The 15,192-nt window shown below is 54.8% G+C and carries 13 protein-coding genes and 1 pseudogene; 4 read left to right on the forward strand and 10 right to left on the reverse strand.

Annotation, left to right across the window (positions count from 1 at the left end; genetic code table 11):
* Positions 1-38 precede the first annotated feature (38 nt).
* The 3 genes from pstB to B3X29_RS20140 all read left to right on the forward strand — a co-directional run bounded on the left by pstB (position 39) and on the right by B3X29_RS20140 (position 2,857).
* Positions 39-812 (forward strand): phosphate ABC transporter ATP-binding protein PstB, encoded by a 774-nt coding sequence (pstB, locus tag B3X29_RS20130; RefSeq protein WP_103177616.1) that lies wholly within the window; start codon positions 39-41, stop codon positions 810-812.
* 14 nt (positions 813-826) lie between these two features.
* Positions 827-1,552, forward strand: coding sequence for a phosphate signaling complex protein PhoU (gene phoU, locus B3X29_RS20135; RefSeq protein WP_103177617.1), 726 nt, complete (start codon positions 827-829; stop codon positions 1,550-1,552).
* Between the two features lie 156 nt (positions 1,553-1,708).
* The gene (locus B3X29_RS20140; protein ID WP_371816564.1) at positions 1,709-2,857 is read left to right on the forward strand and encodes an esterase; all 1,149 of its coding nucleotides are present in this window, start codon (positions 1,709-1,711) and stop codon (positions 2,855-2,857) included.
* 36 nt (positions 2,858-2,893) lie between these two features.
* Here B3X29_RS20140 and yieH read toward each other — a convergent pair whose 3' ends face one another.
* A complete protein-coding gene (gene yieH / locus B3X29_RS20145) occupies positions 2,894-3,559 on the reverse strand; it encodes a 6-phosphogluconate phosphatase (RefSeq protein WP_103177619.1) in 666 nt (221 codons plus the stop codon).
* 168 nt (positions 3,560-3,727) lie between these two features.
* On the opposite strand from yieH, the gene adeP reads away from it, so the two are divergent.
* Complete coding sequence (gene adeP / locus B3X29_RS20150) at positions 3,728-5,062, forward strand: adenine permease AdeP (protein ID WP_139156311.1); 1,335 nt, start codon at positions 3,728-3,730, stop codon at positions 5,060-5,062.
* 49 nt (positions 5,063-5,111) lie between these two features.
* Here the strand turns inward: adeP and B3X29_RS20155 are convergent, their stop codons facing one another.
* From B3X29_RS20155 to yidC, 9 genes and pseudogenes are all read right to left on the reverse strand, one after another.
* Entirely contained in the window at positions 5,112-5,678 is a 567-nt protein-coding gene (locus B3X29_RS20155) for an NADPH-dependent FMN reductase (RefSeq protein ID WP_103177621.1), read from the reverse strand.
* A 38-nt stretch (positions 5,679-5,716) separates the two neighbouring features.
* A complete protein-coding gene (locus B3X29_RS20160) occupies positions 5,717-6,463 on the reverse strand; it encodes a 4'-phosphopantetheinyl transferase family protein (RefSeq protein WP_103177622.1) in 747 nt (248 codons plus the stop codon).
* Positions 6,464-6,606: 143 nt separating this feature from the next.
* Entirely contained in the window at positions 6,607-7,569 is a 963-nt protein-coding gene (gene yidZ, locus B3X29_RS20165) for an HTH-type transcriptional regulator YidZ (RefSeq protein WP_159340383.1), read from the reverse strand.
* Positions 7,538-8,712, reverse strand: a pseudogene (locus tag B3X29_RS20170) (MFS transporter). Before B3X29_RS20170 ends, yidZ begins: the two are co-directional and overlap by 32 nt.
* Before the next feature lie 132 nt (positions 8,713-8,844).
* On the reverse strand, positions 8,845-10,101 hold the full coding sequence (tnaB, locus tag B3X29_RS20175; RefSeq protein WP_156655423.1) for a low affinity tryptophan permease TnaB: 1,257 nt from the start codon (positions 10,099-10,101) through the stop codon (positions 8,845-8,847).
* Between the two features lie 90 nt (positions 10,102-10,191).
* Complete coding sequence (gene tnaA / locus B3X29_RS20180) at positions 10,192-11,607, reverse strand: tryptophanase (RefSeq protein ID WP_103177626.1); 1,416 nt, start codon at positions 11,605-11,607, stop codon at positions 10,192-10,194.
* Positions 11,608-11,835: 228 nt separating this feature from the next.
* Positions 11,836-11,913, reverse strand: a complete 78-nt coding sequence (tnaC, locus tag B3X29_RS22625; protein WP_350028380.1) for a tryptophanase leader peptide — start codon at positions 11,911-11,913, stop codon at positions 11,836-11,838.
* Positions 11,914-12,108: 195 nt separating this feature from the next.
* Complete coding sequence (gene mnmE / locus B3X29_RS20185; protein WP_103177627.1) at positions 12,109-13,473, reverse strand: tRNA uridine-5-carboxymethylaminomethyl(34) synthesis GTPase MnmE; 1,365 nt, start codon at positions 13,471-13,473, stop codon at positions 12,109-12,111.
* A 74-nt stretch (positions 13,474-13,547) separates the two neighbouring features.
* Complete coding sequence (gene yidC / locus B3X29_RS20190) at positions 13,548-15,191, reverse strand: membrane protein insertase YidC (RefSeq protein WP_103177628.1); 1,644 nt, start codon at positions 15,189-15,191, stop codon at positions 13,548-13,550.
* Position 15,192: the final 1 nt, after the last annotated feature.

A 15,192-nucleotide genomic window follows, 5' to 3' on the forward strand; every position in this document is an offset into this window, starting at 1 on the left:
GCGTGGCACGCTGCGGCGCCGGATGAGGAAATGAGTCAATGAGTATGGTGAATACTGCTCCGGGTAAACTTTCGGTTCGTGACCTGAACTTCTACTACGGTAAGTTCCATGCCCTGAAGAACATCAACCTGGATATTGCTAAAAACCAGGTTACCGCGTTCATCGGTCCGTCTGGCTGCGGTAAGTCCACGCTGCTGCGTACCTTTAACAAAATGTATTCGCTTTATCCGGAGCAGCGCGCCGAAGGCGAGATCCTGCTGGATGGCGACAACATTCTGACCAATACCCAGGATATCGCTCTGCTGCGCGCGAAAGTGGGTATGGTGTTCCAGAAGCCTACGCCATTCCCGATGTCGATTTATGACAACATCGCCTTTGGCGTGCGCCTGTTCGAGAAGCTCTCCCGCGCCGATATGGATGAACGCGTGCAGTGGGCTTTGACCAAGGCCGCATTGTGGAACGAAACCAAAGATAAACTTCACCAGAGCGGGTACTCTCTCTCCGGTGGTCAGCAGCAGCGTCTGTGCATTGCGCGCGGTATCGCCATTCGCCCGGAAGTGTTGCTGCTGGATGAGCCGTGCTCAGCGCTGGACCCGATCTCCACCGGGCGTATTGAAGAGCTGATCACCGAGCTGAAGGCGGATTACACCGTGGTGATCGTGACCCACAACATGCAGCAGGCTGCCCGTTGTTCCGACCACACAGCATTTATGTACCTGGGCGAGTTGATTGAGTTCAGTAAAACGGACGACCTGTTCACCAAGCCTGCGAAGAAACAAACAGAAGACTACATCACCGGACGCTACGGCTGATTCAGGAGTGCGCAATGGATAATCTCAATCTTAATAAACATATTTCCGGCCAGTTTAACGCAGAGCTGGAGAGTATCCGCACCCAGGTGATGACCATGGGCGGTATGGTAGAGCAGCAGCTTTCTGACGCGATCACCGCAATGCATAACCAGGACAGCGAGCTGGCGAAGCGCGTGGTGGAAGGCGACAAACACGTCAACATGATGGAAGTGGCGATCGATGAAGCCTGCGTGCGCATTATCGCCAAGCGTCAGCCGACAGCGAGCGACCTGCGTCTGGTGATGGCGATCATCAAAACTATCGCCGAGCTGGAACGTATTGGCGACGTGGCGGACAAAATTTGCCGCACTGCGCTGGAGAAATTCTCTCAGCAACACCAGCCGCTGCTGGTGAGCCTGGAGTCGCTGGGGCGTCACACCGTGCAGATGCTGCATGATGTGCTGGATGCCTTTGCGCGTATGGATCTGGATGAAGCGGTACGTATTTATCGGGAAGATAAGAAAGTCGACCAGGAGTACGAAGGCATCGTGCGCCAGCTGATGACCTACATGATGGAAGATACGCGAACCATTCCAAGCGTACTGACCGCGCTGTTCTGCGCCCGTTCTATCGAGCGTATCGGTGACCGTTGCCAGAACATTTGCGAATACATCTTCTACTTCGTGAAGGGCCAGGATTTCCGCCATGTGGGTGGAGACGAGCTGGACAAGATGCTGGCGGGTAAAGATCCGAAAGAGTAATAACCTCCTTTCATCACGCCAGTACTTACTGGCGTGATTATTTCTGGTGCAATCACATTATTTGCCTTCATCCGTTGCCTGACGACCGAAACGCGCTAACGTGGGACGAAAAACAGCAAAGGATGGAACATGAAAAAATCATTAGCATGCCTGGCTATGGCAATCAGTATTGGAATAAGTACTGGAATGCCGGTTAACGCCGCCCCCTTTCCTGCCACACCCGATCCGGCGATGCCGGTTAGCCACTATGTCACGCAGGTTAATACGGATAAAAGTATTACCTTTCGCCTGTTTGCGCCTGCTGCGAAGCGGGTCTCCGTGGTGACGGGATCGATGCCGGAAACCTGGGTTTCCCATGATATGACGAAAGATAAAAATGGCGTCTGGTCATGGAAAAGCGAGCCTATGGCACCGAACCTGTATGAATATTTCTACGATATTGACGGTTTTCGCTCCAGCGACACGGGCAGCCGCTATCCAAAACCCCAGCGCCAGGTCAATACCAGCCTGATTCTGGTCCCCGGCAGCATTCTGGACGATCGTCCGGTTCCCCATGGCGATCTGACCACCCTGACCTGGCATTCACGGGCGCTCAACGCTGAACGCCGCGTCTATGTCTGGACCCCGCCGGGATATAACGGTAAAGGCGAACCGTTACCGGTTCTCTATTTCTATCATGGGTTTGGGGATACCGGCCTTTCAGCCATCGATCAGGGCCGCCTGCCGCAAATCATGGATAACCTGATGGCCGAGGGTAAAATCAAACCTATGCTGGTGGTCGTGCCCGACACGGAGACTGACATTCCGGAGGCGATTCCTGAAAACTTCCCGCCTGCCGAAAGACGTAAAACCTTTTATCACCTCAACGCTAAAGCGGCAGATCAAGAGCTGATGAGCGAGATAGTTCCGCTGATTGATACCCGCTTCAACGTGCGTAAAGAGGCGGAGGGCCGCGCGCTGGCGGGTCTGTCGCAGGGGGGATATCAGGCGCTGGTGTCCGGAATGAATCACCTGGACAGCTTTGGCTGGCTGGGAACCTTCAGCGGCGTTACCACAACTACCGTACCTGACGAGGGCGTAGCCGCAAGATTTAAGCAGCCCGATGTTATCAACGGACAGCTGCATAATTTTACGGTAGTGGTAGGAGAGCATGATTCGGTTACCGGAAAAGATATCGCCGGGCTGAAAGCGGAGCTGGAAAAGCAGGGCATCAAATTTGACTACAAGCTGTATCCCGGACTGAATCACGAAATGGACGTCTGGCGTCCGGCCTATGCGGAATTTGTACAAAAACTCTTTAAGTAAAAATATCAGCCCTCCCCGTTCGGGGAGGGCATTTGCTTAGCGGGTAATATTCCAGCCGCGTGCCTTCCAGAGTGCCGGCAGCTGCGCCAGATCGGTAAAGGTCGTGACTTTCGGATGGTCGAGCGGCGGGTTATGCGGATCGGCGCAGAAGTAGAACACCTCCATGCCCGCGGCGATCCCCGCCTGCGCGCCTGCGCTGGAGTCATCCACCAGGATGCAGTTCTCCACGTTGACGTTCATCGCTTTCGCCGCATGGAACATCATGGCCGGATCGGGCTTCCAGCGCTGAATATCGTAGCCGCTGAACAGTTTTTCCGGGAAATGGTGCAGCATCTGCAACTTGCCAAGGGAGTGCTGCATTTTGCTCACCGGGCCGTTAGAGACTACGCACATCGGCACCGCCATGGCATCCAGCAGGGCGCTGGCCCCGGCGATCGCTTCCAGTTCCGAGTCGAAAAGGCGTGCGACCTCGGCGCGGTAAACAGGCTCCAGATCCGCTTTCGCGAGGCTGACGCCGTGTTCGGCATTAATGATGTCGATGATCTCGTAGAGCTTTACGCCCTTAAAGCGTTTGAAGGTCTCTTCGAGATCGAGCGTGATACCAAATTCCTGGAACATGGTGACATACGCCCGGGAACAGATGACCTCACTGTCGACCAGCGTACCGTCGCAGTCGAAAAATACCGCATCAATCTGAGACATGCCTTTCCCTTTCTTAACAAGTTTAACGTTTACGTAATGCATAACGGTGTGACGCAATCGTTGCCGTATAAGCAGATGCAATGAAAAAAAGTACCTCACAACCGCCCTTATTGTCGCATTTTGGTATAGGATAGCGACGGATTTTCCCTCCCTGTTCGGAAATAGATAATGAGTCAACAACACACTACCCAGTCTTCTGGCGCGGGTTTGCTTGAGCGCGTGTTTAAACTGCGCGAGCACGGCACGACGGCACGCACCGAAGTGATCGCCGGTTTCACCACCTTCCTGACGATGGTCTATATCGTTTTCGTGAACCCACAAATTCTGGGCGTTGCTGGCATGGACACCAGCGCCGTCTTCGTTACGACCTGTCTTATCGCCGCCTTCGGCAGCATCCTGATGGGGCTGTTCGCTAACCTGCCGGTTGCCCTGGCACCGGCGATGGGCCTCAACGCTTTCTTCGCCTTCGTCGTGGTTCAGGCGATGGGCCTGCCGTGGCAGGTGGGCATGGGCGCCATCTTCTGGGGCGCGGTCGGTCTGCTGCTGCTGACCATTTTCCGCGTGCGTTACTGGATGATTGCTAATATCCCGGTCAGTCTGCGCGTAGGTATCACCAGCGGTATCGGCCTGTTTATTGGCATGATGGGGCTGAAAAACGCCGGCGTGATCGTGGCGAACCCGGAGACCCTGGTCAGTATCGGTAAACTCACCTCCCACAGCGTGCTGCTGGGTGTGCTGGGCTTCTTCATCATCGCGATTCTGGCCTCACGCAATATCCATGCGGCGGTGCTGGTGTCGATTATTGTCACTACCCTGCTGGGCTGGATGCTGGGCGACGTACATTACAACGGTATCGTCTCCGCGCCGCCGAGCGTCTCCACGGTGATTGGCCACGTCGATCTGGCGGGCTCGCTGAACCTGGGTCTGGCCGGGGTGATCTTCTCCTTCATGCTGGTGAACCTGTTTGACTCCTCCGGGACGCTGATTGGCGTGACCGACAAGGCCGGTCTGGCGGATGAGAAGGGCAAATTCCCGCGCATGAAGCAGGCGCTGTTTGTGGACAGCATCTCCTCCGTCACCGGCTCCTTTATCGGTACCTCCTCTGTGACCGCCTACATCGAATCCTCTTCCGGGGTCTCCGTGGGTGGCCGTACCGGCCTGACCGCTGTCGTCGTCGGCCTGCTGTTCCTGCTGGTGATCTTCCTCTCTCCGCTGGCCGGTATGGTGCCGCCCTACGCTGCCGCAGGCGCGCTGATTTACGTGGGTGTGCTGATGACCTCCAGCCTGGCGCGCGTGAAGTGGGATGACCTGACCGAAGCGGTGCCAGCGTTTATCACTGCGGTGATGATGCCGTTCAGTTTCTCCATCACCGAAGGCATTGCGCTGGGCTTTATCTCTTACTGTGTTATGAAGGCGGGGACCGGGCGCTGGCGTGAAATCAGCCCGTGCGTGATGGTCGTTGCGCTGCTGTTCATTCTGAAGATTGCGTTTATCGACGCGTAATAAAAAAAGCCCTTTTCTGAGAAAAGGGCTTTAATTTTTGTCCCTTCTTTTACGCTTTTACCCGCTGAATATACTTTCCGAACGCGCTCAGCTGTCCACTCAGGTGATCCAGCGTGCTCTGGTCAATCACTTCACCCGTCTGCGGGTCGACCTTGTTCTGAATCACGCCACCCATAAATTCCGGCTTGTTCATTACCATCGCGTCGAGGAAGACCAGGATCTGGCGCAGATGATACTGACAGCGCGCACCGCCAATCGCCCCCATCGAGCTGGTCTGGATCAGCACCGGCTTGCCTGCCAGCGGCTGCTCCGGCAGACGAGAAAGCCAGTCGATAGCGTTCTTTAAGCCACCCGGCACGGAGTAGTTATATTCCGGAGTCACGATCACCACGCCGTCTGCCTGGCGGATCTGTTCTGCCAGCGCTTCTACGGCAGCAGGGAATCCCTCTTCCTGCTGTATATCGGCGTCGTACAGCGGGATATCGCCGATCGACGGCAGGGCGCTAATTGCCATCCCCTCAGGCGCCAGCTTCGGCAGAGTGCGGGCAACCATGCCGTTAAATGAACCTTTGCGCAGGCTTCCCAGTAACGTAACAACATTCAACGTATCAGACATCACTACTCCTTCTTCATCATGATGGCCCTGCTGAAGGGTCAGGTAAGGGTAATCGCTTTCTCCGCCGGTAAACTGGTGAGTCGCATCAGGCGTGCTGCCGGCTCGTTGGCGCGGGCAGGAACATCCGGCAGACCGTTCCATCCAAGGCGGCTATCGAATGCCCAGATTTTTAACCGTTCAATAACCGGGGTGACGGCAACAGACCAGATCAGCACATCTTCGGCATCGCTTAAGGCTTCCACCTGCGCGGCTCTGGATGCCCGTAGACGACCTGAGCCCGGTAACAGTTGCAGCAGGCTGGCGCAGTCGCTGGCGTCGCCTGACAGTTTACGAATGCTCTGGCGCAGGGTAATGAGCTGTGCTCTGGCTTCGTTGGGGTCGTTCTGATTACGCACCCATAAGTTCTCGTTGCTGGACAAGGGGTAGGTGTCGTGAGCGTGGGTACCATCCATGCTGCGAATGGTCCGCTGCAGCTCCATATCCAGGCCGCAGTCGCCCTCAGTGGTCAGCGCCAGACCCACGATATTGCCGGCGTAGGCAATAGAAAAACGGGGAAGCGCAGGATCGGCAAAAACCGGGCGACCCTCAGGTTCGGTAATTACGTCCGGCAGCTCGCTGGTGCCGTAAAGCATAAACATCAGTTCAGCAAGCAGCGATCGGGAAGCCAAAAATCGCGCCCGACGATGTTCCGGAAGCTTCCGCGCTTCGATATGACAGGATGGAGAGAGTCTGGTCGAAACCAGCCGCCCCTCGGTCAGCGTCCCTCTTGCAAAATGCGTTGCCATTTTTCGCTCCATGATAATGGTCAGTAGACGGGTTAAACGTTTACATCATTATCGCTTAACTGATCTACTGTTTTAATGGCTAAATGGGGGTAAGGGAAGTTTTGCAGCGGAACTTTACACTTTCTTAGCCAAAAACCGGACCATTAGCGCAATGGAGAACCATACAGCGCCTTAATGGTTTCTCTCAGCCAGAGGATTTTAGGGTTGTGGCTGTTACGCTTATGCCAGATCAGGGTGAAGGGAACGGTGAGCTTTTGCGCCTGCGCTTCATCGATGGGGATTGGCAGGGTAACCAGCTTCCGCTGGTGGAGCTGATTATAGTGATGGCAGTAGTGCGGCGCGGTGGCAATATAATTATGGCCCGGCTGTGCCGCCATAAACATCGACTGCTCGAATCCAGGCAGGCTCATGGCGATATTACGCGTACGTCCCATCTCTCTCAGCACCTCATCCAGCGCCCAGGTGTCGCTCCGCTCCCAGAAGATGCTGATATGCGGATAGCGCAGGAAGGTCTCCAGATCCCACGTCTCCTGGAGAGCGGGATGGTCCTCGCGCAGATAGACGTAAGGGCGGTCGCTGAAGAGAATTTCGTAGTCGATAAACCACGGCATCAGCTTCAGTAACTCCCGGGAGCGCGGGTGCGTTTCACGTCCGGTAAAACCGAGATCGACCTCCCCGCGGGTAATGGCGTCCAGCGAATCGTAATCCCAGTGGCGCATCTTCACGGTCGCCTGTGGGTAACGCTGATTCACCTGTTCCAGTAGCGCGTTAAAGCGGATCAGCATCAGCGGCGTTTCCGCCGCCAGCTCAAAGGTCAGGCCGCCGGGAGAGTCATGGTGGAATTTATCGAGGATCTGGTTGCCAATCTGCATCCAGTCGGCCAGATCCTGTTCCAGACTCATCGTCAGCGGAGTAGGCAGCAGCCCCAGAGGGGTCTTTACAAACAGCGGATCGTCGAACCAGTCGCGCAGCTTCGCCAGTGATTTACTCACCGCGGACGGGGTAACGTTCATCCGTTTCGCGGCTTTGGTGACGCTGCGTTCCTGCAGCAAAAGCTGCAGGCACAACAACAGGTTAAGATCGAGACTGCTGAGGTGCTTCTTCATGATGTGCTGCGGGCCGGATGACCATAAGTAGGGTGATGCTGAGCATGCTACAGCCAATCAGAACCCCGATCAGCATATTCAGTGCATTCAGCCCGATTATCGCCGCCAGCCAAATCCACAGCGACGAGCCGCAGACCTGAGTAATACCCAGCACCGAGCTTGCCACTCCCGCTCGCAGCGCAAACGGCCCTAATGCCTGGCTCATTGCCACGCCAAACCCCATCGAGAACCCGGCGCAAACCAGGGTAATACCGGCCAGCATCAGGGCAGGAGAGCTGGCTGTCGCCAGCACCACGCCCGCCGCCAGGAACAGTACCTGCGAGGTCAGTATCAGCGTGCGCTGACTGAAGATATTCAGTGCAAACGGCGCCGAAAAGGAGACGACCATGCTGACCAGCGCGGTTAACGCCATCACCGTGGAATACTCGCCGCGATCGAAACCCATGATTTCCATTAATAACACCGGGGAAGCGTTTACATAGGTCAGGATCACCGCCACGCTCAGGGTGGTGATCAGCAGCCGGCTAATGAAGAAGCGGTTAAGCAGCGTCTCCTCCGGCGGAACCGACGCCGTGTGACCAGGGTTTTGCGCTCCCGGATGGGTCTCTTTCAGCACCGCGATAGAGAGGATAAAAACCAGCATTCCCATCGCCGCCATGGCCCAGAAGAGGCTCTGCCACGGGAATTGCAGCATGATCAGGTAGCCCACCACCGGTGCCAGCACCGGAATAATACAGGTGATACCGTTTATCATGGAGAGCACCTTGGCGCGTCGCTGGGTGCTTAAGGTGTCACGCAAAATCGCAAACGCCACCACGTAGCAGCCGCCCGCGCCGATGCCCTGGATAAAGCGCCCGGCCAGAAACAGCGTACTCTCCTGCGCCAGAGAGCAGAGCACCGATGCCAGGGCAAAAATCACAGCCCGGTAATGGCGACGGGCTGCCGTCCGGCTTTATCGGCAATCTTTCCGGCAAACACCATCGATGACGCCATCCCCGCGAGGTAGGCTGAAAACGCGATATGCAGCTGCGCTTCGCTGGCGCCCAGATCGCGGGCGATGTGCGGCAGCCCCACCAGATACATATCAATGCCCGATGGATAAAGCAGCACCAGCGCAAAACTACAAAACAGAAAACGAGCCATAAACCCCCCATAAATGCAGGCATGAAGCATAGGGGGAGAAGGAAGGTTTAGCGAGTTGCCATTTGGACAAAGGTGATTTCCTGGCAGGAAAGCCACCTCAGCGTGAGGTGGCTTACAGGAACGCAGGCAGGATCAACCGAAGCGCGGCAGGAAATTAAAGGTATTACCGAACCAGCAAAAAATGACCACGATACCGAAGAGGATCACCAGAGAAGGGATCGCCATCCCTCCCCAGACGGTGAAGATCTTATCCGGGAATTTCTGTCTCGCTTTCAACGCCAGCAGGGCCGGGACAATGACCGCCCATAGGGTTGCACACAGCCCGGCACCGCCAATTCCGTAGATAAAGCCGTTCGGGAAGATAAGGTAGAGCAAAGTGGGCGGCAGGAAGGTCAGCATGATTGTCTTCAGACGACCGGAGGGGGAATTATCCAGTTTAAAGAGGTCGGCAAGGTAATCGAACAAGCCTAGCGTGACGCCAAAGAAGGAGCTGGCGACGGCTAAATTGGAGAACACCAGTAAGCAAAATTCGATGACCCCGTGCTGGCGGGTGCCAAGGAAAGATTTCACCAGCGAATCGACGTTGCCCCCGGATGAGATGATCTCGTTGAAGCTGTCGCGGGTGATATTCCCCATCGTGCAATACAACCAGAACAGATAGATAAAAAGCGCCAGCAGCGAGCCAAACACAAGGCTTTTTATCAGTTTATCTTTCCGCTTCCCATAGCAGATGATCAGGCTGGGAATATTGCCATGAAAACCAAACGACGCCAGGCAGACGGGCAGGGCCATAAAGATATAGGGGAAGTAGCTGGTATTGCTGGCAGAGATAACGTTGCTGTCTCTTAATATCGAGTAATCAACCTGAAAGAAAAATGACCCAAAAACAACGATAAAGGCGATGATCTTAATGCCTAAAAACAGCGAGGTAATCCTGCTGGCGGCTAATGAGCTGAACCACAACACCGCCGCGACAAAGAGCGCCGTACTGACACCCACAATGCGCGGGTTCACATGCGTGCCCTGATTCATGGCGATGGTTTCACTTATGATTGCGCCATTGGCCGAGATATAGGCATAGGTCAGGATATAAAGCACAAAGGCGACCGTGAAACCACTTACGATATTCCATTTATTGCCAAGCAGATCTTTGGTGACCGTATTAAAACTTGAACCGACAGGGTAGTTTAAATTTGCTTCCAGCAATAATAACCCGGAGTGAAGCATTGAAAACCAGGCAATAATTAAAATAAAGGCACCCCAAAAAAACCATGCCCCTGCCAAATCCACGGGTAAAGCAAACATTCCCCCGCCAATAACGGTACCTGCTATAACCATGACACCCCAAACCGAAGAGTGTTTAGTCTCTAATTCTAAAGCGTTATCCATGGTGCCCCCATCAATTATGGTAAGCCTGATGTTATTGATATATTTACTTTGTGGGTGGCTAACATTATTTAGCCACCCGGGGACAGAAGGTTAAACTTCTTTGAGTTTTGCAGTGAAGTGGCGTAATACTTTAGGTTCGTAGGTGAAGGTTAACCCTTTTATATTCTTCGCATTTTCTTTAACGTGTTTAAAGGCTTCGACGATGAAATCCATATGCGATTGCGTATACGTGGCCCGCGGAATCGTTAAACGCAGCAGCTCTGCCGGGCAAGGTAATTGTTTACCTGTTTTCGGATCGCGGCCTAATAAGAACGAACCGATCTCAACTGCGCGGATACCCGCTACTTTATAGAGCTCACAGGCCAGCGCCTGCGCCGGGAACTGTTCTGCTGGAATGTGCGGCAATAACTTACCCGCATCCACGAAGGCAGCATGGCCCCCCGCCTGCTGGCAAACCACCCCGATGGCTTCCAGGCCGTCAACCAGGTACTGCACCTGATTAATCCGGTAGGCCAGCCAGTCCTGGCCCATGCCATCATGCAGGCCGACAGCCAGACGCTCCATCGCGCCACCTTCAAGGCCACCGTAAGTCGGGAACCCTTCCTGAACGACGCACAATGTTCTGCACTCGGTGTAGACATCGAAGTAGTCATCGTTCTTGATGCACAGCAACCCGCCCATGGGCACCATGGCATCTTTCTTGGCGGACATCGCCAGCATATCCGCGTACTTATAGGTTTCCCGGGTTATTTCCGCGATAGTCCAGTCTTTATATTCCGCTTCGCGTTTCTGAATAAACCAGGCGTTTTCTGCGAAGCGCGCCGAATCCATGACCACCGGGATATCGTATTTTCTGGCAATCGCATACATCGCTTTCAGGTTCGCCAGCGACACTGGCTGCCCACCGGCGGAGTTGCTGGTGATGGTTGCGACAATATAAGGCACGTTACTCGGCCCCACTTCTTCGATGCCGTTTTCCAGACCCTGCAGGTCAAAGTTGCCTTTAAAATCGTAACGGACGCCGGTATCGAATGCTTCCTTAATATAGACGTTACGGACGGTGCAGCCATTTATCTGGCTATGCCCCTGCGTGGTATCAAAGAAGTAGTTCGAGAAGGCAACCATTTTCGAGCGGTCTAACCCCTTCTCCTGCTCGCGTTTTTTGATTAACACAGGAATATAAATCTGCTCGGCGCCGCGTCCCTGATGGGTCGGGATAGTATATTGATAGCCGAAAATTTCTTTCACCGCGTCGGACAGCGCATAGTAGCTGCGGCTTCCACTATAGGCTTCGTCACCGCGCAGCATGGCGGCCTGCATATTTTGTGTGACAGCGCCAGTGCCGCTGTCGGTCAGTAAATCAATAAACACGTCTTCGCTATCCAGCAGGAAAGGGTTCATCCCCGATTTAATAATAGCGTTTTCGCGATGCTCCCTTGTGGTGCGTTTAACTGGCTCAATAACTCTGATGCGAAATGGCTCTGGTAAATGTTTGAAGTTTTCCATTATATCATTCCTGTTTTTATTGCAGCGGTGCTGGTGGCTATTTTAATAACCATTAATACAGGCATGCCTGGGCCTGCCATACCGCTACGCAACCGGGAGAATATATTTCACCGACAGAGACGTGCAGAGGCACAATTGCAGCCTTATGGGCGCAATGATTTCAGGCATACCGGATAAATAGAGTGTTAATCTATTCAGGTTGCATAGAGAATGAGAAGCGAAGGGAGATTAAGGATGGTGATTGACAATTTTATTGTCAATATTGAACCACTTAGAAGTGATATATGTATTTAAGATAATCATCATTGATTTATCCTCATTAGACACGCTACTACACTATTCGAATGAGAATATTTGTCTATGCGCGGTGATATTAATTGTGATTGTAATCACAGATAATATAACAGGCGTATTTGGTATTTATTCAGGTAATATGAGAAAAGAAAAAGCCGCAATAACAGCGATGCTATTGCGGCTTTTTTGCAGTTAACTGCAACGGGTTTATTTCCCGATGCAGAAGCTGGAGAAGATGCGACCCAGCAGATCGTCCGAGGTAAACTCCCCGGTGATCTCGCTTAACGCCTGCTGCGCCAGACGCAGCTCTTCTGCCAGCAACTCTCCGGCCCAGGCGCCGAGCAGCTGCGCTTTACCCTGATCCAGATGCTGTGCCGCCTCTTCCAGTGCCTGCAAATGGCGACGACGGGCGAGGAAGCCGCCCTCCATGCTGGTATCAAAGCCCATGCTCTGCTTCAGATGGTTGCGCAGCTCATCCACACCCTCGCCGGTGCGCGCCGACAGACGGATAAGTGAGTGACCATTCACATCGCTGATACCCAGCGTTTCGCCGGTGACGTCCGCTTTGTTACGCACCACGGTGATAGGCAGTTTTGCCGGCAGGCGGGCGATAAAGTCTGGCCAGATCTCGGCCGGGTCAACGGCGGCGGTGGTAGTCCCGTCGACCATAAACAGCACCCGGTCGGCCTGCTCGATCTCCTGCCAGGCGCGCTCGATACCGATACGCTCCACTTCGTCACTGGCATCGCGTAAGCCCGCGGTGTCGATGATATGCAGCGGCATACCATCGATATGAATATGTTCCCGCAGCACGTCGCGGGTGGTACCAGCAATGTCGGTAACAATTGCCGCTTCGCGCCCCGCCAGGGCATTCAGCAGGCTCGATTTCCCGGCATTAGGGCGACCAGCAATCACCACCTTCATCCCTTCGCGCAGCAGGCTGCCCTGACGCGCCTCGGCACGTACCGCGTCGAGATCGTTCATCACCGCGTTAAGCTGGGCTTCGATTTTGCCATCGGAGAGGAAGTCGATCTCCTCATCCGGGAAATCAATGGCTGCTTCCACGTAGATGCGCAGGTGAGTAAGTGCTTCCACCAGATGGTTAACGCGCGCGGAAAAGGCGCCCTGCAGCGAGTTCAGCGCCGAGCGCGCGGCCTGCTCGGAGCTGGCGTCGATCAGGTCGGCAATCGCTTCTGCCTGGGCCAGATCCAGCTTGTCGTTCAGAAACGCCCGCTCGGAGAACTCGCCCGGTTTAGCGATGCGTACGCCCGGCAGGGTCAGAATGCGTTTCAGCAGCAGGTCGAGGATCACCGGCCCGCCGTGGCCCTGCAGTTCGAGCACATCTTCGCCGGTAAAGGAGTTCGGGCCCGGGAACCAGAGTGCGATGCCCTGGTCCAGCGCCGTTCCGTCGCTATCTTTAAAGGGCAGATAATCGGCATAGCGTGGCTTTGGCAGTTTACCCAGCACCGCTTCTGCTACCTCGCGCGCCTTCAGGCCGGAGATACGCAGAATGCCCACACCACCGCGTCCCGGTGGGGTTGCCTGGGCGACGATAGTGTCGTTATGGCTCATGGTTTGTCTCTTCTTAACGCAATAAAAAAGGCGGTCTGATGACCGCCTTTATTTTAGCTACAGCCTACTTGGGATCAGGAGCTTTTCTTTTCGCGGCTATGCAGGCCACGTTTTTCCAGACCACGGTAGATCAGCTGTTGCTGAAGGATGGTTACCAGGTTGCTGACGATATAGTACAGCACCAGACCTGACGGGAACCACAGGAAGAACACGGTGAAGATGACCGGCATAAAGGTCATGATCTTCTGCTGCATCGGGTCGGTCACGGTGGTCGGCGACATCTTCTGGATGAAGAACATCGTCACGCCCATCAGGATCGGCAGGATGTAGTACGGGTCCTGTGCGGAGAGGTCATGGATCCACAGCGCGAATGGCGCGTGGCGCAGCTCAACGGAGCCCATCAGCATGTAGTAGAGCGCAAGGAAGATAGGCATCTGGATCAGCAGCGGGAAGCAGCCACCCAGCGGGTTCACTTTCTCGGCTTTGTACAGGGCCATCATCTCCTGGCTCTGACGCTGCTTGTCATCGCCCAGACGCTCACGCATCGCCTGAATCTTCGGCTGTAGCATACGCATCTTCGCCATGGAGGTGTACTGCGCTTTGGTCAGCGGGTACATGATGCCACGAACGATAAAGGTGATAACGATGATGGAGAAGCCCCAGTTACCCAGGAAGCTGTGGATCCACTTCAGCAGCTTGAACAGCGGCTGAGAGATGAACCACAACCAACCGTAGTCTACGGTCAGGTCCAGGTGCGGCGCCACGGCAGCCATTTTGTCCTGGATTTCCGGGCCGACCCACAGGGTGCTGGCCAGCGTACCGGTTTGACCCGGCTGAACCAGAACCGGCTGAGACTTATAGCCGATAGCGGCAACACCGTTACCCAGGTTCGCGGTATAGAAGTTGTTGGTACCGTCGTTATTCGGGATCCACGCGGTAGCGAAATACTGCTGCAGCATCGCAACCCAGCCGCCTTTGGAGCTGACGTTCAGGTTTTCGTTATCGGCGATGGTGTCGAACTTGTATTTCTCGTATTTCGCGTCTGGCGTAGAGTACGCTGCGCCGCGGAAGGTGTGCAGCGCGAAGTTGCTGCTTCCGGTGTCGCGGTGCGACGGCAGATTGATGGACTGCTTCAGCTGACCAAAGGTCGACACTTCCAGCGGCTTCGCTCCGGCGTTCTGTACGTTATAGCCCACGTTTACCGCAAACTCACCGCGTTTCAGGGTGAAGGTTTTGGTGAAGGTGTTACCCGCGGCGTCGGTGTAGGTCAGCGGAATGGTGATTTCGTTCTGACCATCGGCCAGCACAAAGGTATCGCTGTCTACGTTATACAGCGGACGCGCACCGTTAGCCGGGTTATCCGGGCCATCACGACCGGTCAGGCCGCTCTGTGCCTGATAGATAAACTCAGGCGTGGTTTCCAGCAGCTGGAAAGGTTCGGAAGACTTCAGCTCTTTCGGGTAGGTCAACAGCAGCGCCTGCTCAATATCACCACCACGGGTGTTGATAGTCAGCTCAAGCACATCGGTCTTAACCGTAATCTGTTTCCCCTGGCCACTGGCCGGTACGCCCTGGTCGGCGGCGCTACCCGCTGCGGTGGTCGTTGTCTGCGTGACCTGCTGCTGAGGTTGAGGATTTTTGTCCTGCTCCCAAGCCTGGAAGATCATGAAAGACACGAACAACAAAGCGATGATAAGAAGATTGCGTTGCGAATCCATC

Origin of the sequence: Leclercia sp. UBA5076 (assembly GCF_002416465.1) — a bacterium.
Classification (GTDB): Bacteria; Pseudomonadota; Gammaproteobacteria; order Enterobacterales; family Enterobacteriaceae; genus Enterobacter.